The organism is Lactobacillus kefiranofaciens (genome assembly GCF_900103655.1).
GTDB classification, from domain to species: Bacteria; Bacillota; Bacilli; order Lactobacillales; family Lactobacillaceae; genus Lactobacillus; species Lactobacillus kefiranofaciens.
Genome location: NZ_FMXC01000002.1, coordinates 1 through 17,800, shown reverse-complemented (window position 1 = coordinate 17,800; position 17,800 = coordinate 1). Strand labels below are relative to the sequence as shown.

The 17,800-nt window shown below is 37.1% G+C and carries 21 protein-coding genes and 1 pseudogene; 15 read left to right on the top strand and 7 right to left on the bottom strand.

Annotated features, from left to right (window positions below; translation table 11 throughout):
* Window positions 1-46: 46 nt before the first annotated feature.
* From BLP58_RS01255 to trxA, 5 genes and pseudogenes are all read left to right on the top strand, one after another.
* A complete protein-coding gene (locus tag BLP58_RS01255) occupies window positions 47-304 on the top strand; it encodes an IreB family regulatory phosphoprotein (RefSeq protein ID WP_003627753.1) in 258 nt (85 codons plus the stop codon).
* Window positions 304-732, top strand: a complete 429-nt coding sequence (ruvX, locus tag BLP58_RS01250) for a Holliday junction resolvase RuvX (RefSeq protein WP_025084058.1) — start codon at window positions 304-306, stop codon at window positions 730-732. Before BLP58_RS01255 ends, ruvX begins: the two co-directional genes overlap by 1 nt.
* A gap of 1 nt (window position 733) precedes the next feature.
* Window positions 734-1,045, top strand: a complete 312-nt coding sequence (locus tag BLP58_RS01245; RefSeq protein ID WP_013853620.1) for a DUF1292 domain-containing protein — start codon at window positions 734-736, stop codon at window positions 1,043-1,045.
* A 54-nt stretch (window positions 1,046-1,099) separates the two neighbouring features.
* The gene (locus BLP58_RS01240; protein WP_013853621.1) at window positions 1,100-3,451 is read left to right on the top strand and encodes an endonuclease MutS2; all 2,352 of its coding nucleotides are present in this window, start codon (window positions 1,100-1,102) and stop codon (window positions 3,449-3,451) included.
* A gap of 44 nt (window positions 3,452-3,495) precedes the next feature.
* Window positions 3,496-3,846 (top strand): annotated as a pseudogene (trxA, locus tag BLP58_RS01235) (thioredoxin); the annotation flags it as partial.
* A 45-nt stretch (window positions 3,847-3,891) separates the two neighbouring features.
* Here trxA and mscL read toward each other — a convergent pair.
* Entirely contained in the window at window positions 3,892-4,260 is a 369-nt protein-coding gene (mscL, locus tag BLP58_RS01230) for a large-conductance mechanosensitive channel protein MscL (RefSeq protein ID WP_013853623.1), read from the bottom strand.
* A gap of 89 nt (window positions 4,261-4,349) precedes the next feature.
* A complete protein-coding gene (locus tag BLP58_RS01225) occupies window positions 4,350-4,772 on the bottom strand; it encodes a YslB family protein (RefSeq protein WP_025084059.1) in 423 nt (140 codons plus the stop codon).
* Between the two features lie 77 nt (window positions 4,773-4,849).
* Here BLP58_RS01225 and murI point away from each other — a divergent pair, with 77 nt between their 5' ends.
* On the top strand, window positions 4,850-5,656 hold the full coding sequence (gene murI / locus BLP58_RS01220; RefSeq protein ID WP_013853625.1) for a glutamate racemase: 807 nt from the start codon (window positions 4,850-4,852) through the stop codon (window positions 5,654-5,656).
* Window positions 5,656-6,279 (top strand): XTP/dITP diphosphatase, encoded by a 624-nt coding sequence (locus tag BLP58_RS01215; RefSeq protein ID WP_013853626.1) that lies wholly within the window; start codon window positions 5,656-5,658, stop codon window positions 6,277-6,279. Before murI ends, BLP58_RS01215 begins: the two co-directional genes overlap by 1 nt.
* A 39-nt stretch (window positions 6,280-6,318) precedes the next feature.
* Here the strand turns inward: BLP58_RS01215 and BLP58_RS01210 are convergent, their stop codons facing one another.
* Window positions 6,319-7,161 carry a mechanosensitive ion channel family protein gene (locus BLP58_RS01210; RefSeq protein ID WP_013853627.1) on the bottom strand — a complete coding sequence of 281 codons (843 nt, stop codon included), beginning with the start codon at window positions 7,159-7,161 and terminating at the stop codon, window positions 6,319-6,321.
* 129 nt (window positions 7,162-7,290) lie between these two features.
* Here BLP58_RS01210 and BLP58_RS01205 point away from each other — a divergent pair, with 129 nt between their 5' ends.
* The gene (locus BLP58_RS01205; protein WP_013853628.1) at window positions 7,291-7,716 is read left to right on the top strand and encodes a DUF948 domain-containing protein; all 426 of its coding nucleotides are present in this window, start codon (window positions 7,291-7,293) and stop codon (window positions 7,714-7,716) included.
* 16 nt (window positions 7,717-7,732) lie between these two features.
* Window positions 7,733-8,095 (top strand): hypothetical protein, encoded by a 363-nt coding sequence (locus tag BLP58_RS01200; RefSeq protein WP_013853629.1) that lies wholly within the window; start codon window positions 7,733-7,735, stop codon window positions 8,093-8,095.
* Window positions 8,096-8,153: 58 nt separating this feature from the next.
* Here the strand turns inward: BLP58_RS01200 and BLP58_RS01195 are convergent, their stop codons facing one another.
* Window positions 8,154-9,260, bottom strand: a complete 1,107-nt coding sequence (locus BLP58_RS01195) for a M24 family metallopeptidase (RefSeq protein ID WP_013853630.1) — start codon at window positions 9,258-9,260, stop codon at window positions 8,154-8,156.
* 144 nt (window positions 9,261-9,404) lie between these two features.
* On the opposite strand from BLP58_RS01195, the gene BLP58_RS01190 reads away from it, so the two are divergent.
* The gene (locus BLP58_RS01190; protein ID WP_013853631.1) at window positions 9,405-10,406 is read left to right on the top strand and encodes a substrate-binding domain-containing protein; all 1,002 of its coding nucleotides are present in this window, start codon (window positions 9,405-9,407) and stop codon (window positions 10,404-10,406) included.
* Window positions 10,407-10,444: 38 nt separating this feature from the next.
* Here the strand turns inward: BLP58_RS01190 and BLP58_RS01185 are convergent, their stop codons facing one another.
* Window positions 10,445-11,815 (bottom strand): glycerophosphodiester phosphodiesterase, encoded by a 1,371-nt coding sequence (locus BLP58_RS01185; RefSeq protein WP_025084060.1) that lies wholly within the window; start codon window positions 11,813-11,815, stop codon window positions 10,445-10,447.
* 92 nt (window positions 11,816-11,907) lie between these two features.
* Here BLP58_RS01185 and BLP58_RS01180 point away from each other — a divergent pair, with 92 nt between their 5' ends.
* From BLP58_RS01180 to BLP58_RS01160, 5 genes are read left to right on the top strand one after another with little or no spacing between them, the layout of a single operon-like run.
* Entirely contained in the window at window positions 11,908-12,228 is a 321-nt protein-coding gene (locus BLP58_RS01180; protein ID WP_013853633.1) for a hypothetical protein, read from the top strand.
* Between the two features lie 15 nt (window positions 12,229-12,243).
* Window positions 12,244-13,629 (top strand): bifunctional metallophosphatase/5'-nucleotidase, encoded by a 1,386-nt coding sequence (locus tag BLP58_RS01175; protein ID WP_013853634.1) that lies wholly within the window; start codon window positions 12,244-12,246, stop codon window positions 13,627-13,629.
* Window positions 13,622-14,236, top strand: a complete 615-nt coding sequence (locus BLP58_RS01170) for a YutD family protein (RefSeq protein ID WP_013853635.1) — start codon at window positions 13,622-13,624, stop codon at window positions 14,234-14,236. The genes BLP58_RS01175 and BLP58_RS01170 overlap by 8 nt, the downstream gene beginning before the upstream one ends.
* Window positions 14,236-15,006, top strand: a complete 771-nt coding sequence (locus BLP58_RS01165) for a TIGR01457 family HAD-type hydrolase (RefSeq protein ID WP_013853636.1) — start codon at window positions 14,236-14,238, stop codon at window positions 15,004-15,006. Before BLP58_RS01170 ends, BLP58_RS01165 begins: the two co-directional genes overlap by 1 nt.
* The gene (locus BLP58_RS01160; RefSeq protein WP_013853637.1) at window positions 15,003-15,611 is read left to right on the top strand and encodes a TIGR01906 family membrane protein; all 609 of its coding nucleotides are present in this window, start codon (window positions 15,003-15,005) and stop codon (window positions 15,609-15,611) included. Before BLP58_RS01165 ends, BLP58_RS01160 begins: the two co-directional genes overlap by 4 nt.
* A gap of 14 nt (window positions 15,612-15,625) precedes the next feature.
* Here BLP58_RS01160 and BLP58_RS01155 read toward each other — a convergent pair whose 3' ends face one another.
* Window positions 15,626-16,276, bottom strand: a complete 651-nt coding sequence (locus BLP58_RS01155; protein ID WP_013853638.1) for a VTT domain-containing protein — start codon at window positions 16,274-16,276, stop codon at window positions 15,626-15,628.
* 9 nt (window positions 16,277-16,285) lie between these two features.
* Complete coding sequence (locus BLP58_RS01150) at window positions 16,286-17,170, bottom strand: NAD(P)/FAD-dependent oxidoreductase (RefSeq protein ID WP_013853639.1); 885 nt, start codon at window positions 17,168-17,170, stop codon at window positions 16,286-16,288.
* Between the last annotated feature and the right edge of the window lie 630 nt (window positions 17,171-17,800).

The following is a 17,800-nucleotide window of genomic DNA, read 5'->3' as shown; positions in this document are numbered from 1 at the left end:
TGTTTAAGCTTTTTTTCAAGTAAAATTGTTGACAGGAGGAATAATTATGAGTTCGCTAGATAAGACGATGCATTTTGACTTTAACCAGAATAAAGGAAAAAATGTTTATGATACTCTGCAAGATGTTTACAATGCGCTTGAAGAAAAGGGCTATAATCCTGTCAACCAGATTGTAGGTTACTTACTTTCTGGCGATCCTGCTTATATTCCACGGCATAATGATGCCCGTAATTTGATTCTTAAGCACGAACGTGATGAAATTATCGAAGAACTTGTTAAGAGTTATCTTGGTAAGAATAAATAATGCGCTTATTAGGTTTAGATGTAGGTTCTAAAACTGTGGGAGTAGCCGTTAGCGATGAGCTGGGGATTACTGCGCAAAAATTAGAAACTATTAAGATCGATGAAACCAAATATAATTTTGGTATGCGTCCATTAAAGAACTTGGTTAGAAAATACGATATTGATGGCTTTGTATTAGGCTTACCTAAAAATATGGATGGCAGCTCAGGTGGTTCGGTTGCCCGTAGCAAAGCTTATGGCAAGAGGCTTGAAGAAAAATTTGGGTTACCGGTGTATTATTCTGATGAAAGATTAACCACGGTTGAATCACAACGCGTGCTCGTAGAGGACGCGGGTATTCATGACCGTAAAAAGCGTAAGCAAGTAATCGATCAAATGGCGGCGGTGCTCATCTTGCAAAATTATTTAGATTTACACCGAAAGGATTAAAATGGCAGCACAAGTTAATGGTGACGATGAAGATCGTCAAATTACCTTGATCGATGATCAAGGCAATGAAGAACTGTATGAAGTATTATTTACTTTTCATTCAGAAGATTATGACAAATCTTACGTGCTTCTTTATCCAGCAGCTGTTGGCGATGATGAAGATATTGAAGTACAAGCTTTTAATTACGATGCAGATGATGCAGGAGATGTAACTAGTAGCGACTTGCATGAGATTGAATCTGATGATGAGTGGGACATGGTTCAAGGAGTGCTTAATACATTTTTGAACGATGACCGTTTAAGTGGTAAATAAAAAAGGGACTGGCTGTGGCTGGTCCTTTTTGTTAGTTTTAGAAACAAAAAAGTTATGAATAATAAAATCTTAAAAATCTTAGAATTTGGCGAGATTACTAAGCGATTAAGTAGTTTAGCCATTACTGCTCCAGCTAAACAAAGAGCAGAACAATTAATTCCTAGTGGGGATTTTGATCAGGTTCAAACGGCATTAAGGCAAACTCTAGCCTTGGCTAATTTAATGAGAATTAAAGGACAGCTTCCTTTAACTGACTTTCAAGATGTTAAGCCAAGTACTAAGCGGTTAAGCGTTAAGGCTAATTTAAATGCTCAAGAATTAGGTAATTTGCTTTTAGTTTTAAGCTTAGCCAATGAAATTAATGAATTTTTAGAAGATCTTGATGATGAGAAAATTGATTTAACGGCAATTGAACCAATTTTAGACCAGTTGGATGTACCTGATATTCTGTTTAAAGAATTAGAGAAATCACTTGATTACGATGGTGAAGTGTTAGATACAGCTTCCAATACTTTGGCTCGTTTGCGGCATGATATTCGCAGCAATGAAGAAGATATAAAAAACCGTATGGCTGCTTATACTAAAGGAAATAGCAGCAAATACTTGTCTGAACAAATCGTAACGATTCGTGATGATCGCTACGTTATTCCAGTTAAGCAGGAATACCGAGGCAAATTTGGCGGGGTAGTTCATGATCAAAGTGCGAGTGGACAAACGCTGTTCGTTGAACCTGAAGCGGTTTTAAATTTAAACAACCGACAGCAAAATTTAATTGCTCAAGAAAAGCAAGAAATTCGCAATGTGTTAAAACACTTGTCTAATTTAGCTAGAGAGGATATTACTGGCTTAAATAAGATTGCTGCTAGTTTAACTGAGTTAGACTTTTTGCAAGCTAAAGCTAAGTTAGCTAAGGCGATGAAGGCTAGCGAACCAAGGCTAACGAAAGATCATTCTTTGAATTTGCGTAATGCACGTCATCCATTAATTGATCCAGAAAAAGTGGTGCCGAATGATATTCGCTTAGGCGGCGATTTTGATACCATGCTGATTACTGGTCCTAATACTGGTGGTAAGACAATTACGTTAAAGACTGCGGGAATTATTCAACTAATGGCACAGTCAGGTTTGTTCATTCCAGCTGAAGAAGGTAGTCAAGTAGGCGTGTTTAAACAGGTTTATGCTGATATCGGGGATGAACAATCAATTGAACAATCTTTGAGTACTTTCTCGTCGCACATTAATGATATTATTGCCATTATGAAAAATGTAAACCAGGAAACTCTGGTCTTGATTGATGAAATTGGTGCTGGTACTGATCCTGAAGAGGGTGCTAGTTTGGCAATTAGTATCCTAGACTTTTTGCGTAAAAAAGATGCTAAGATCATGGTGACTACGCACTACCCTGAATTAAAATTATATGGTTATAATCGACCACGAACAACCAATGCTTCGATGGAGTTTGATTTAAAGACTTTGTCTCCGACTTACCGTTTACAAATTGGTATTCCGGGTCACAGTAATGCCTTTGCAATTGCGCGGCGGTTAGGGATGCGTGAAGATGTCGTTAAAAACGCGCAGAACTTAATGTCAGATGAAGATTCCGATATTAATAAGATGATTGCGAAGCTGAATGCACAGACTAAGGCGGCTACGACTGACCGTAATCATTTGGAGACTAGCTTAGATCGCAGTCAAAAGTTAGAGCAAAAATTGCAGCAAGCACTTGATTGGTATAATCAACGAGTACAAAAGCAGTTAGATTTTGCGCAAGAGCGAGCTAATGAAATTGTAGCTAAGCGTCGTAAAAAAGCTGATGAAATTATTGCTCGGCTTGAAAAGCAAAAGGGCGTAAAAGAAAACGAGATTATTGATGCTAAGGGTGAACTTAATAGCTTAGAGCGTCAGGCTGATAATTTAGCTCATAATAAGGTCCTACAACGTGAAAAACGTAGACATCATGTAAGTGTAGGCAATCAGGTTAAAGTCCTCTCATATGGACAGACAGGGACGGTTACTAAGAAATTGTCTGAGCATGAATATGAAGTTCAAATGGGTATTATTAAGGCTAAAGTTAGTGATCGTGATATTGAACGAGTTGATTCAGGCAATACGCAACCTAAGAAGCATACAGTCAGAGCAACTAGTGCTATTAGAAGAAGCACTGCTCATAGTGAACTAGATTTGCGTGGTCAGCGTTATGATGAGGCAATGACTAACCTTGATCGTTATATTGACTCTGTTTTATTAGCTGGATTAGATACGGTAACGATCATTCATGGCATCGGAACAGGTGCCATTAGAAAAGGTGTTTGGCAATATTTACGCAGCAGCAATCATGTTAAGGCCTTTAATTACGCTCCTGCTAATGAAGGCGGTAATGGTGCAACAATTGTCCAATTAAAGTAAGCAACCTACTTGCAAAAAGTAAGTAAACCACATATACTAATAATACAAAGTTTGATAAAAATAATTTTGAGAGGTATTTAAATATGGTTGATGCAATTAATGAACAAAATTTTGCGGAAGAAACAGATAATGGCGTAGCTTTGATTGACTTCTGGGCAACTTGGTGTGGCCCATGCAAAATGCAATCACCAGTAATTGATCAATTGTCAGAAGAGCGTCAAGATGTTAACTTCTACAAGATCGATGTTGACCAAAACCAAGATCTAGCTAAGAACTTAGGTATTATGGCTATTCCAACTTTGATTGTTAAAAAAGATGGCAACATTGTTGATCGAATTACTGGCTACACTCCTAAGGAGAAGTTAAACCAAATTTTGGATCAATACGCTAATTAATTATTGGGAATATAAAAAGGGCCTGAGACGTTTGTCTCAAGCCTTTTACTTTGCTTCTTTTTCTTTAAGCAGGTCACGAATTTCTTTTAGATATTCTACTTCAGTTGGTGCGGCTGGAGCTTTTTCTTTTCTAGTGAACTTGTTAACGACCTTTACGATTAGAAAAACTACAAAGGCAATAATTAAGAAATTAATCACTGAATTTAAGAAACTGCCATATTTAAAGTTCGCGTCACCCACTTTAAGCGTAAGATCTGATAGATCAATTTTACCCACAAAAAGTCCGATTAATGGATTGATTAAATTCTTAACGAGGGATTGGACGGTTGCAGTAAAAGTCACACCGATAATTACACCAACGGCTAAATCAATTACGTTTCCTCGTGCAATAAATTGTTTAAATTCTTTCAGCATTTTATTACTCCTATATCTAAGTTTAAATTAACAGTTTTATTCAAAGTATACATAGATAAAGAATTATAGTCTATCTAAAAAACTATGCTTTAGCCAAAACGAGCGATAATTTGTACTTTTTTTGCTTTATCTAGAATATGAATTTCACTTTCGGTAGTTCTGCCGGTAGATTTTTGTACTGCTTCGGCAATCATGCCGCTTTCTAGTGAGAATTCTTTACTGTCGCTATTTAAACGATCTTCCACGTTTTGTCCGCTGATCTCGAAGGTAGTAGAGGAGCGGCGTTCTTTGACCTTCTCTAGTTGACCAAATTGAGCCATATTGAAGAATTCTACTAAATCATCCAAATCAGCCAAATCGTAGTGACGTGCAATCCGCTTACCTGCCCAATAAAGGATAGTAGCATTGTCATCACCTAAGATAGTCGGTAAAAGAAAATCGCGATAAAGTTGATTAATAAAATATACATGTTCGTTAGAGTGTTCTGTGTTTTCTGTCATAAACTTGTTCATCCCTTTTATTCTTTTTTATTTTACCGTAAACTAGTAGGAGTAGAAAATAAATTTTTTCTTAATAAGAGGTTTTTATCATGGATAATCGTCCGATTGGACTACTAGATTCAGGTGTTGGCGGCCTGTCTGTTGCTAAAAAAGTAATTCAAAAATTGCCTAACGAATCTACTGTTTTTATTGGGGACAATGCCCATATGCCATATGGTGATCGTACTAGGGAAGAAGTAATTGAGTTAACGCGTAAGTCAGTGAAGTTTTTGCTTAGTAAAAATGTTAAACTGATTATTTTTGCCTGCAATACGGCGACGGCTGCGGCAATGAGCACCATTCAAACAGAGGTTGAACCGCAAATTATTGGCGTCATTCAATCGGGTGCACTTGATGCTGCTAGAAAAACTAATAATAAAAAAGTTGCGGTAGTAGCTACTAACGTGACCATTAATTCTCATGCTTATGCTAAGGAAATTCACTTTAGAGATCCAGAGATTCAGGTAACTGAATTAGCTGCGTCTAAGTTAGCACCGCTGGTTGAAGCTCGAAAAGACCATGCGACTAACTTGAAAGTGGTAAAAGAAAGTTTGACTCCTTTAAAAGAAAAAGATTTTGATACTTTGGTTTTGGGATGTACGCATTATCCATTGATTCAAAGAGAATTTGAAGAAGCAATTGATAATCCGAATGTGACTATTTTGGATCCAGCTGATCAAGTAGCGCAATATACTTTCAATGTAATGAGCCGTGATGGATTATTTAGCACAAGTGATCATCAAGCCAGCCATGAATATTACACTACTGGCAATGTCGATAATTTTGATAAGTTAGCTCGTTCATTTATGGCTAACGATACTTTAACTTCCAAGCACGTGGATACGGAGAACGAATAATGGTAAAAGAAATTTTATTTGCGACGGGTAATCAAGGCAAAGCTAAGGAATTAAAAGAGGCTTTTAAGGTAGCCGGCGTTGATGTTGAGATCAAGACTAACGCGGATTTAGACAATCCACCGCATCCAATTGAGAGTGGCCATACTTTTGAAGCAAATGCCAAGATCAAGGCACATGAGTTAGCTGATTTTAGTAAATTGCCTACCATTGCGGATGATTCAGGTTTAATGGTTGACGCCTTAGACGGTGAACCTGGCGTTAGAAGTGCGCGCTATGCAGGTGAGGCTCATAATGACGCCAAAAATAATGCTAAGTTGTTGGCTAATTTAGGCGGTGTGCCGGAAGAAAAAAGAACAGCCAAGTTCTGGACCACGATTGTTGTTTCTATGCCAGGCGAATTTGATAAAGACTTAGTGGTTTCTGGTACTTGTGCAGGTCGAATTTTGGCTGCACCACCAGAAGGTGAGGATGGCTTTGGCTATGATCCGTTGTTCTTTATTCCAGATAAAGGCAAGACCTTTGCGCAGATGACAACGGATGAGAAAAATGAAATCTCACATCGCGGCAATGCAATTCGTGAATTGTTAAAACAATTGCCAGATTGGTTAAAACAATTTGATTAATGAAAAAGTGCTCAGGAACTAATATCCTAAGCACTTTTCTTATGCACTGGTTTTAATTGTACTGGCAGTTGCCGCAAATTTAATGTCATTTTTTTTAAAAGCCTGAATATATTGGCTCAAATAAGCATTTCTTACGACTGATTGCTGATCCGGTTTGACCTTAAAATAAACGCCATAGGTAATTGTTTGTCCATTTTGTCCGGTGACGCCAATAATTGACGGACCAGAAGAGATGGACTTTTTAGGTGGCTTGATTGAACCGTTGACTTCTTTGATAATTTGTTCGATTTTTTCAAAGTCATTATCTGCATCTAGCTCTAAGTTAATGGTCAACCCGATTGCGTTATGAGCCAGATTTTGCACAATTGTGATGTTACGGTTAGGGATGTAAATCATCGAGCCATCTGAGGCCTTGAGGCGAGTCGTTCGAAGACCAAGTTGCACCACTGTCCCGATTTGTGAATTGATGGAAACGGTGTCGCCTACGTCAAACTGATCTTCACTTAAAATGAAAAAGCCATTGACTAGATCACTGACAAATCCTTGAGCACCCATTCCTAAAGCCAGCGAAAAAATCCCGGCACTAGCTAATAACGTGCCTACTGGTGCGCCCAAAATGGACAAGATGCCAAATAGATAAAAGAAGATTAAAGTATATTGGAAAATGCTGTTGATTAAAGCCGTAATGGTTTTAGAGCGTTTATTTTTTAAGGTGTTGTGTCTAGATATATAGTTATTGATGATCTTGTGACCGAAGTGTGACAGTAAATAAAAAATTAGAGTAGTGATTGCCAGTTGCCAGATAATCGATAATAAATTTTGACCAATTTTATCCCAATCTATTTGGATTTTTGGCATTTTAAATTGTGTAGAAAACTTCATATGGTGCCCTTTCTGCTAATAATGGTGCCCTTTCTGCTAATATATGGTTTAATTAAGGATAACAAGAGATAGTTTGAGAATAAAGTATATTCATGCTAGACTTTTTTTAGAAGATATGGAGGTTAGAAGATGACAATTTCTTATGGTGCTTTGGCTGGGCTAATTGCAGCAGTAGCATTTTTAATTCTGGTTTTGTTTACAATTCCAATGTTAATGCGTACTGCAAAAGTTTTAAATGAAACTAATAAGACAATGGAGACCACGAACCAATCACTAAAAAAGCTATCTGACAATGTGGATGGCTTAATGGATCAAACAAGTGATTTATTAGATAAAACCAATGACCTAATGACTGATGTTAATGGTAAAATGAAGACGTTAGATCCAGTAGTTAAGGCTGCTGCTGATTTAGGCGAGAGCGTATCTGAATTGAATGATTCTTCTAAGAGAATGGCTAAACGCTTTAGCAGCAATCATTTAAAGCATGCGGGTCTAGTTTCTTCAATAGCTGCGACAGCTTTTGCAAGAAGAAGACGTCGCAGAGGTGACAATTAATAAAGGAGGATTCACCATGAAAAAATTTGCAAGTTTTGTATTAGGCGCGGTTGCTGGCTGCGCAGCTGGATTCATTGCCGGTTCATTGCTAGTTAGTGATGAGCAAGTTGACGATGTTAAGAACAAGATTAAAGATAACGACAAGCTTCAAGATCTGAAGAAAAAATACGATAATGGCACTGAAGTAGTTAAGAATCAATTAGCTTCATTCCCTAAGAATGTTGAAGACGATTCAGAGTTAAAGGACTTCGATGATATTGTAATCGATGATTCAGATAAGGATGACGATGTTACTGAAGAAGACAATGCTAAGCAATCAGTAGATGATTTAAGCAACGCCGAAAAAGATGACACTAGTTCAGACAAGCCAGAAGCTTAATTAAAAAGTAAGAAAAAAAGCTAGAATTTTCTAGCTTTTTTTTACGTAAAAGCGATAATTAATCTTTCAATGGTAAAACTTTTAAGTCCTTGTCAGTGTGAGTAAAGGTCTTGAAGCCATCTTTAGTTACAACACCACAGTCTTCAATTCTGACGCCAGCAAAGCCAGGAATATAAATACCTGGTTCAATGGAGAAGCACATGCCTTCTTCAAGAACTAAGTCATTGCCTTGAACAATTGATGGATATTCATGTACGTTTTTGCCAATCCCGTGACCTAAACGATGGATAAAGTATTCGCCGTATCCTGCCTTAGTAATGATATCACGAGCAACGCTGTCTAGTTCTTCGGCGGTAATACCAGGCTTAGCTGCTTCAATAGCTGCTTGTTGTGCTTCGCGATCAACTTCATAAATCTCACGCTGCTTAGCACTTGGTTCACCATAGGCAACAGTACGACTAGAATCGGATGCGTAGCCATCATGCATAGTTCCTAAATCGAATAAGACTAATTCATTGGGTTGAACTGTATTCATGGTTGGGCCAAGGTGCGGGTTAGCAGCATTTTTACCGGCTTGAACGATAGTTTCAAAGCTTTCGTGCATGACGCCTTTTTGGATTTTTAGTTGGTAGTCAATTTGACCGGCAATACTTCTTTCAGTTGCACCAGTTTTAATTGCATCAAAACCAATCTTGAAGGCAAAATCAGCTTCAGCTCCAGCCCCTTGCAATTTCTTAATTTCTTCAGGAGTCTTATAGAGACGCAATCTTTCTATAAATGGCGAAACGTCATTTGTAAAACTAGCACTAGGGAATTCGCTGCGTAAAAGTTGGTAATGGGAAACTGATAAATCAGTTTTTTCAATTGCCCAACTGTGCGTGTCATTAGTTCTCTTGCGAACATTATCAGCAATCAAGCGCCAAGGATTTTCAGAATCAAGGTAGCCAAAGACATCGCCGTTCCATTCAGAATTCTTTGCTTCTTCAACGTTTAGGGCAGGGCAGAAGATGAAAGGTTCCGCATCTTTAAAGGCTAATAGAGCAAAAATCCTTTCATGAGGATCCATGGAATAGCCAGTAAAGTAAGAAATAGTAATTGGATTAGAAATGTATGCAATATCATTGTTTGAATCTTGCAGCCATTGTTGTAATTTATCTGAGTTCATATGTAACCTCTTTTCATTAGTTTATTGTCAGTATAACATGTTTAACTGTGAAAAAATGAAAGAAAAGCTGTAAACGTTTGCATTTTATACAGCATAATGATAAATTAGAGTGAAGGATTTTTTGGAAGGACTGAGAGATTAGAGATGCATAAACAAGAGGTTACAATTTATGATGTTGCTCGAGAAGCCAAAGTCTCAATGGCTACAGTTTCCCGTGTTGTTAATGGAAATAATAACGTTAGAAAAGAAACGCGCGATCGTGTACTTGCAGTAATTAAAAGATTACACTATCAACCAAATGCAGTAGCTCAAGGTTTAGCTTCTAAGCGGACTACTACAGTAGGTTTGATTATTCCAGATTTGACTAATTTATATTTTGCGGAATTATCTAAAGGAATTGATGATATTGCATTGTTATACAAATACAACATTATCATGACTAGTATTGAGAATCGCTTAATGAAAGAAGATCAGGTTATTCAAAGTTTGCTTAATAAGCAAGTTGATGGCGTGATTTATATGTCTAATCGTTTGCCTGAAGAAGCTGCAGAAGCCTTTAAGCGGACGGATACGCCAGTGGTTTTGGCTGGTACAAAGGATAATTGTGAAGAATTTGCTTCAGTGACAATCGATTATAAGAAGGCCGATACTGAAGCTCTTAATTTGATGTTGCATGATGGCAAGAAGAATTTAGCCATTGTAGTTGGCGATCAAGATGCCGTAGTTAACGGTGAAAATAGAATTCCTGCTTATCTTGATTTTATTAAAAATAATGATTTAGGTGAGCCACACGTTTACACGGGTATTAAGGATTACTCAGATGGCTATAATTTATTCCCACAATTGATTAAAGATGGCGTTGATGGCGTAATTGTTACTCGTGATGTTTCATCAGTAGGTATTTTGAATTCTGCAATTGATGCTGGCAAGAAGATTCCTGATGATTTGGAAATTGTCACTGCTAGTGCAACTCAGCTTGCTTCAGTTGTTCGTCCAGCGTTGACTACGATTAAGCAGCCGCTCTATGACATGGGGGCTGTCGCAATGCGAATGCTTACTAAATTGATGAACAACGAAGAAGTAAACGAGACGCACATTGAGTTGCCATATGAACTAGTTAAAAAGCAAAGTACATTAAATCAATAGTTACAAAAAAGATCAGCTTTTCGAAGGCTGATCTTTTTTCATCGAATAATTTGGAGAATTTGTCTTTGTGCTTCCGCAAAAGTAGGATTGTAAACTAATTGGTTAGGATTGTATGCTAGTAAGACTAAGTTGGAATACTGACTGACTCTAGGCAAAAGATGGTATTGTTTAAACTCCGATTGATTAAAAAAGCCATAGAACAAAATATCTTTGGCTTTAATCCAACCTAATTTGGTATAAAGCCACATATTTTTAGGAGTACCGTTAAAATTGCGGATTTTAAATAGTTGATTAGCAGGTAAAATTTTGCTTGTTTTAGCCTGATTGTCTGGATAGCTGTAGATGGCAACTTTTTGCTTAGGCTGGGCGATAATTTTTTTATTTTGATAAGGGGCAATGTCTTTTCGTCGTAAATCTAGATTAACAAATTCTGCTGAAATAAAAGTTTTTTCTGCAATTTGGTAATAAAGCTTATCGTCAACTCGGACACCATACATAACATCTACTCGCTGATTGGGGTAGATGTATTTTTTCTCTTTAATTCGGATATAGGGATTCATCATCGTGGCGGTTTTAGTCTTGCCAAAGTAAATACCGGTGCGATCAATAGCATATTTCTTGGTTCCACTTTTAGCTAACTTATATTTAAATCCGGTTGCTGGATAATTAGTCACTACACCATCAACATTACGGTTGATTAGCCAGTGCCAGAGAGCAGGAGATTCATCCATTTCAGCCCAGACATACAGTTGTTTGTGCAATTTATGCAGCCAATGAATCAGGAAGGGATGTTCCTGGACGATATCGGAAGATGCGTTAATTGCATTTACTTGGGGTAAAATACTGAAGTTGATTCTCTTTAAGCTGCCGACGATTAAAATTAAATAAGCATCAGGCATTATTTCTCTGAAATGAAATAGACTGGCCGCAGAAAAAGAATGAATCATAATTCGTTTTTGCATATGATATTTTTTAACTATCTGGGCAATTTTATCTTCTAGTTCATAAGATGGGTTTAGGCTATGATCAATTTTAGTTTCCAAAACAAATTTAGCATTAGGCTTGTTTTTGTAGTGTTCAAATAATTCGTTTAATGACATAACATGCTCACCATTGTCATACCTTAGCTGTTTCAGCGTCTCAAAGTTATTTTGTGATACAATTGCATGTGTATGAGTAACTCGATAAAGATCGTCATCATGAGAGATGACCAGAATCCCATCTTTAGAAAGCTGGAGATCGAGTTCTACGTAATCGGCACCAGAGTTGAAAGCAGAATTGTCTGCTTGAATCGTTTCCTCAGGATACTTGATTGGGTCACCGCGGTGTCCGACTACGGTAAAACCACTAGTTATTACAAAGACTAAGCTAAAAAAAAGAGCCCATAAGAGCTGGCTTTTACGTTTCATGTGTGTACACCTCTATCGCATATTACAATAGCATGGTTACACATTTTTTTCTATTTATAGTATTATTCTTTTAATCCGTAAAGGTGAATTTAATGGAACAATTGGATTTAATCGAAGAAATTACCAGAAATGATGGCAGTCAATATTATGAAATTTCCAATATCGATCAGAACGGGATTGCTGAATTAGCGGCAGACCATGGCAAAATTAAAAAAGTCAGAATATTGCAGCTGAATATTCCCCGTACTAAGGCCTTAATTGAATATGAAAAGTATATCAATGACACTTATGATCTTCAGACTTTGACTAATGAAGATGACTGGAAAAATCCTAAGTGGGTTGAATGGGCTAAACCCAAGGGAAAAATATTGGATGCATATCACATGATTTTGAAAGCCAATCGAATTGGATAGAAAGCGGTATGAGAAATGGAAACATGGCGAATTTTACATACAAATGATCTACATTCACATTTTGAACATTTTCCTAAAATTGGACGCTATTTAAAAAAGGCACAAGCAGATGATTCTGTTGATGAGATTTATACTTTTGATGCGGGAGATTTTATGGATCGCTCTCATCCATTGACTGATGCTACAGAAGGGCAAGCCAATATTCAATTGATGAACGGTTTTCATTATGATGCAATTACGATTGGCAATAACGAAGGGATCTCTAATCCGCATTGGGTGCTTGAGCATTTATTTGATCACGCGAATTTCCCAGTAGTTTTGGCGAATTTACGTGAAGAGGATGAATCTTTGCCTAAGTGGGCAGTTACGCATAAGATTTTAGTTACCAAGAAAAAGACTCCCATTGCCTTAATTGGGTTAACTGCAGCTTATCCTATGACATATGGACCTAATCACTGGCACGTGAAGATGCTAGGAAATACCATGGATAAAGAATTAGATCGACTTAAGGGACAATATGATGTTTTAATTTTGATTACTCATGTAGGACTAAAGATGGATCGCTGGCTGGCTAAGAATTATCCAGAAATTGATCTAATAGTTGGTGGTCATAGTCATGATCTGCTCGAACATGGCGAAAAAGTAAACGGTACTTGGATTACTCAAACAGGTAAATGGGGTAATTATGTGGGCGATATCCATGTTGAACTTAATGATGATCATCAGGTGACCAAGATTGTTCCCGATACCATACCTACAGTTTCAATGAAGACAGAACCGCAAGATGAGGCGATTATTCAAGGCTATTATGATAAAGGAAAAAGATTGCTTTCAGAACATCATGTAGCTGAATTGCCAGAAAAATTTGCTGATGATAAGGTGGCAGCGGTACAGGTTTCACTTGATGCAATTGCTGATTTTGCTAAGACTGATCTGGCAATTTTAAGTTCAGGCTTATTTTTGACACCATTTAAGAGCGGAATTCTGACGCAATATGATTTGCAAAATGCTTTGCCTCATCCGATGCATATCGTTCGTTCAACTTTGAAAGGCAGCGATTTATGGCGGCTAGTGATGGAAATTGAAAAGAACCGTCATTATTTGGATCATTTCCATCTGCAAGGAATGAGTTTTCGCGGTAAAATTTTTGGGCAAATGTATTATAAAGGCATTCAAGTTGATATGCGCAAGCGAATTGTCTATGTTAAGGGACGTGAAATTGAGCCTGAAAAAGAATATCAAATTGCCTGTTTGGATCATTATGTCTTAGTGCCATTTTTCCCAACTTTAGCTATTGTCGGTGAAAATGAATTTTTGTTCCCACAATTTTTGCGTGAAGTTGTCGGCAATTATTTAGCTAAAAAATATCCATTACCAACAAGAAGTGAAGTAAATGACTAAAAAAAACGAGACTAATTCCAAGAATCAATCATCAGAAAATAGATTTGAAAAAGAGCAGCCTTTACGTCATCCACTTGCTGATGTAGCCCAAGATGGTAAAAGCATCAAGATTGATCATCAGCTATATACGATTGTGGTGAATGAACGGGATGCGCTGGATTTAAAAATGCTCCGCAAAAAATATGATCCTTATCTTGATCAATATGATTATTTGGTAGGGGATGTTTCTAGCGACCATTTGCGGTTAAAAGGTTTTTATAAAGATGTGGTGCGTACTTCAATTGATAAAAAAGAATTGGCGATCGTCGATTATCTAACAGAATACTGTAATCCTGGTGGACCTTATTTTATTTTGGAATTGACAGATCCAGTGCATCATTATCAGCATCAAATGCCTAAACGCAAGCGTGAATATTCAAGAGAACATAATAGAAATGAGCGCTTTCACCAACGTCGTCGTTATAATAAACGGCATAAAAATGACAACAATCCATTTAAAAAACGCCGAGTTCATCAGACCAAATTTAAGAAAAAGCAATCAGTCGCGGTTAAGAAAAAATTGGGCCGGCATCATTCTTTTGTAATTAAAAAGAGAAAGGGAAAATAGTGAAAGATTACCGGATATTTTTAATTGATTTAGATGGAACAGTCTATCGCGGTGATGATACCGTGGAATCTGGAGTAAGATTTGTTCATCGCTTGGTTGAGCAGAAAAAAGACTATTTATTTTTAACCAATAATACAACCAGGACGCCGCAAATGGTTGTAGATAAATTAAAAGGACACGGCGTACAGACAGATGTAACGCATGTTTATACGCCAAGTATGGCAACAGCAAGCTATATTCTAAAGCAGGATCACCGTAAGAAAGTTGGCTTATATATCATTGGTGAAATTGGCTTGTGGAAGGAATTATTGCAGCATCCTGAGTTTGAAATTAGTGAGCAGCATCCAGATTATGTCATTGTAGGGATGGATAAGGATCTAACTTATCACAAGGTTCGGGTAGCTTCCCGAGCTATTCGCAATGGTGCGACTTTTATTGGAACTAATGCTGACATGAATCTGCCACTAGGGGATGAACTGATTCCAGGTAACGGCTCGCAGTGTGTGTTTGTTGCGGCAGCAAGTGGCGTCGAGCCTTTGTATATTGGTAAACCGGAGTCGATTATTGTAAATATGGCCTTGCAAAAGACTGGCTATGCTAAAGAAGATGCCCTCTTAGTTGGCGATAACTATGATACGGACATCAAGGCTGGATTTAATAGTAATGTTGATCAGTTATTGACACTGACCGGGGTTACGCAAAGAGAAGATATTGCAGAAAAACGGCAGCCAACTTATTTGGTTAATAACCTGGATGAATTTGAGTTATGATTACTAAAAATAATATTTTTGCACTTATTTATCACTTTTTATTTGCTGTTTCTAGCAGCGTGGTGGGGGCAATTGTGGCAAGCTGGCCGTTGCTCTTTATTTTTATGCTCGTGCAGAAGACGTATGAGACCGTTCACATGTCTTTGTTTAAAGTTATGCATAACTATAACCAGTTGCTTTTTTATCTTGTCTGGCCCTTTAAAAAACGCCTGAGAATGGATAATTTTCCTACATCACCAGATGCAGCGGAACATTTTGCCGAGTGTAAGCATTTATTTGTTTTCACTGTAATAGTTTTCATTGTTTGTTTGGCAATGTATTTTATTTTTAAAAAACAAAGAAAAAAAGCACTGCTTAATTTGGACAAATCAGTAGCATTAATTTTCTTATTGTTGCCAATCGTGATCTTTCCATTTGCAGTGACTAATTTTGATAGTTTCTTTGTAGTTTTCCATCATATTCTGTTCAACAATAGCAATTGGTTGTTTAATCCTAGTACTGATCCTATTATCAACGTTTTGACTGAAGGATTTTTTGCTTCTTGTTTTGCAGTAGCTGGGATTATCTATGAATTGTATTTTGCAGAAAAATTATTACGTAAATAAAAAGGAGTTTCCGTTTAGTGGAACTCCTTTTTGAGTGACATTTTTTTCTTTAAGGCGACGATAGCAATTGGCACGACTGAAACTAAAATAATGGCAATCACGATCATTGAAAAATGATCTTTAACAAATGGAATATTGCCGAAGAAGAAGCCAATTACGGTGAACAAACCGGTCCAAAGCAGGCCACCTAAGATATTATAGGTAATGAATTTACCGTAATGCATTTTGCTTCCGCCAGAAATGAATGGCACAAAAGTACGAATGAATGGAATAAATCTCCCTATAACAATCGTGATTGGACCATGGCGCTCAAAGAATTTTTCAGCAGCTAGCCGATTATTTTCATTAATTAACTTATTGAACCAGCTGTGTTTTTCTCCCGCCCTAGTTGACCAAGCGCCAATTTTGTAATTAGCTGTATCACCGATTATGGCTGCAAAAGCAACAACTGCGTAGATAAGCCAAATATTTAAACCATATTTTGGATTGGCAGCCATTGCACTCGCAGCAAAGATAAGCGAATCACCTGGCAAAAATGGAAAAACTACTAAGCCAGTTTCGATAAAAATAATTGCAAACAAAATAAGATATGACCAGCCGCCAAATTGATTAACGATGGTGACTAAATGGTCGTCGATATGAAGTATAAAATCGATTAAAGTCATGTAAAACCCCTATATACTAGTTGAATGAATTGTTAAAGTTTTCTCAGGAAAAAGCCGCCGCATAATGGTTGTAATGGCAATTTGGGCTTCGCCAAAGCCAAGTGCGATTAGAGGAACGCGTCCAGGATAAGTTGCAACATCACCTACGGCATAAATTCCTGCAACATTAGTCTCCATTGTTGAATTAACCGCAACATTTGTCCCTTTAAGATTGATACCCCATTTTTTAACAAAGCGGTTGTTAGCCCTGAAGCCGTAGGCAACAATGATTTGATCAAAGTGCTCAGTTCTCATTTGAGTAGTTCCCATTTGCTTAAGGCCGATCTGTAATTGATTATCGCTTAATTCAATGGTTTTAGGAAGATATGGGGTCAAAAGTTCAACGTTTTTTAATGATTTTAATTGATTAACGCTTGATTCTAAGCCGCGAAATTGATCACGTCTGTGGATCACTTTTATGTTAGCGACCTTGGCTAGCTCTAAAGCTAGGTCTAGTGCCGAGTCACCTCCGCCAAAAATGCCAACGGTTTGGTTTGCAAAATCCTGTGGATTTTTGATGAAGTAATGAACTTTTTTGGAAATATTTTGATCCATCTTTAACGGTAATTCCTTGGGTTTGAAAGCTCCGGCCCCAGTAGCAATAATGATACTTCGAGTGAAGAAGTCATTATCAATAATAAATCCATCTGACTTTTTTTCTACTTGTTCAACTTTATGGTTAGTAATGATTTTAGTTTCATTAGTTAAATTATGTTTTAACTTGTTAATTAATTCAGATGCCTTGATTGAGTCATAGGTAGGGATGTCAGTGATTTGTTTAAATGGATAAAGTAGTTGTGGTTGCCCTCCAACTTCGGATAAGGAATCAAAAAGTATTGTTTTTAAACCATGCAAATGTGCAAAATGGGTTGTAAATAACCCTACTGGACCTGCACCAATAATTGCTAAATCGAATTTTTTAATTTTAAAAACTCCTTTCTAAGTGTTGATGTAACAACTTTAACATGATTTAGGAAGATAATCATTTAAAATTTAGTCTTGTGTAAATTTAGAAAGTAAGGTATATTATTGAAGTCGCGTTTTTGCGAAATGACTTTTGTTAATAAAAAAAGTACTTGCAATTGAGTTTCAAGTATTATATATTAATAAAGTCGCTTCGAGAGAGGCGGCTGAGCTTCAATAAAAGAGCTTGAGCAAGGAAAAAACAAGAAAATGAAAAAAGTACTTGCAAAAGCATTGAGAAGCTGGTAACATATTTAAATGTCGTCAGGCGAGAGCAGAAAAGCTCAAGCAGGTCGACGAAAACAAATTCAAAAAAGTTCTTGACAGAGCTTTGAGAGTTTGGTAAAGTGAAAAAGCTGTCCGGTCTAGCCGGACAGAGGTAGTACTTTGAAAACTGAACAAAGTTTCGCTAAAAGTGTGCGGGTGTAAGAACCCAAACAAAAAGCGAAGTCAATTTCGCAAGCAATAAATTTGAGACAAAGATCTTAAATAATCGAATGAGCAATCATTCAAACTTAATTT

What these genes read in the sequence shown, in the direction of transcription:
- BLP58_RS01255 (WP_003627753.1), top strand. Translation starts at nt 47, where the DNA reads ATGAGTTCGCTAGATAAGACGATGCATTTTGACTTTAACCAGAATAAA.
- ruvX (WP_025084058.1), top strand. Translation starts at nt 304, where the DNA reads ATGCGCTTATTAGGTTTAGATGTAGGTTCTAAAACTGTGGGAGTAGCC.
- BLP58_RS01245 (WP_013853620.1), top strand. Translation starts at nt 734, where the DNA reads ATGGCAGCACAAGTTAATGGTGACGATGAAGATCGTCAAATTACCTTG.
- BLP58_RS01240 (WP_013853621.1), top strand. Translation starts at nt 1,100, where the DNA reads ATGAATAATAAAATCTTAAAAATCTTAGAATTTGGCGAGATTACTAAG.
- mscL (WP_013853623.1), bottom strand. Translation starts at nt 4,260, where the DNA reads ATGCTGAAAGAATTTAAACAATTTATTGCACGAGGAAACGTAATTGAT.
- BLP58_RS01225 (WP_025084059.1), bottom strand. Translation starts at nt 4,772, where the DNA reads ATGAACAAGTTTATGACAGAAAACACAGAACACTCTAACGAACATGTA.
- murI (WP_013853625.1), top strand. Translation starts at nt 4,850, where the DNA reads ATGGATAATCGTCCGATTGGACTACTAGATTCAGGTGTTGGCGGCCTG.
- BLP58_RS01215 (WP_013853626.1), top strand. Translation starts at nt 5,656, where the DNA reads ATGGTAAAAGAAATTTTATTTGCGACGGGTAATCAAGGCAAAGCTAAG.
- BLP58_RS01210 (WP_013853627.1), bottom strand. Translation starts at nt 7,161, where the DNA reads ATGAAGTTTTCTACACAATTTAAAATGCCAAAAATCCAAATAGATTGG.
- BLP58_RS01205 (WP_013853628.1), top strand. Translation starts at nt 7,291, where the DNA reads ATGACAATTTCTTATGGTGCTTTGGCTGGGCTAATTGCAGCAGTAGCA.
- BLP58_RS01200 (WP_013853629.1), top strand. Translation starts at nt 7,733, where the DNA reads ATGAAAAAATTTGCAAGTTTTGTATTAGGCGCGGTTGCTGGCTGCGCA.
- BLP58_RS01195 (WP_013853630.1), bottom strand. Translation starts at nt 9,260, where the DNA reads ATGAACTCAGATAAATTACAACAATGGCTGCAAGATTCAAACAATGAT.
- BLP58_RS01190 (WP_013853631.1), top strand. Translation starts at nt 9,405, where the DNA reads ATGCATAAACAAGAGGTTACAATTTATGATGTTGCTCGAGAAGCCAAA.
- BLP58_RS01185 (WP_025084060.1), bottom strand. Translation starts at nt 11,815, where the DNA reads ATGAAACGTAAAAGCCAGCTCTTATGGGCTCTTTTTTTTAGCTTAGTC.
- BLP58_RS01180 (WP_013853633.1), top strand. Translation starts at nt 11,908, where the DNA reads ATGGAACAATTGGATTTAATCGAAGAAATTACCAGAAATGATGGCAGT.
- BLP58_RS01175 (WP_013853634.1), top strand. Translation starts at nt 12,244, where the DNA reads ATGGAAACATGGCGAATTTTACATACAAATGATCTACATTCACATTTT.
- BLP58_RS01170 (WP_013853635.1), top strand. Translation starts at nt 13,622, where the DNA reads ATGACTAAAAAAAACGAGACTAATTCCAAGAATCAATCATCAGAAAAT.
- BLP58_RS01160 (WP_013853637.1), top strand. Translation starts at nt 15,003, where the DNA reads ATGATTACTAAAAATAATATTTTTGCACTTATTTATCACTTTTTATTT.
- BLP58_RS01155 (WP_013853638.1), bottom strand. Translation starts at nt 16,276, where the DNA reads ATGACTTTAATCGATTTTATACTTCATATCGACGACCATTTAGTCACC.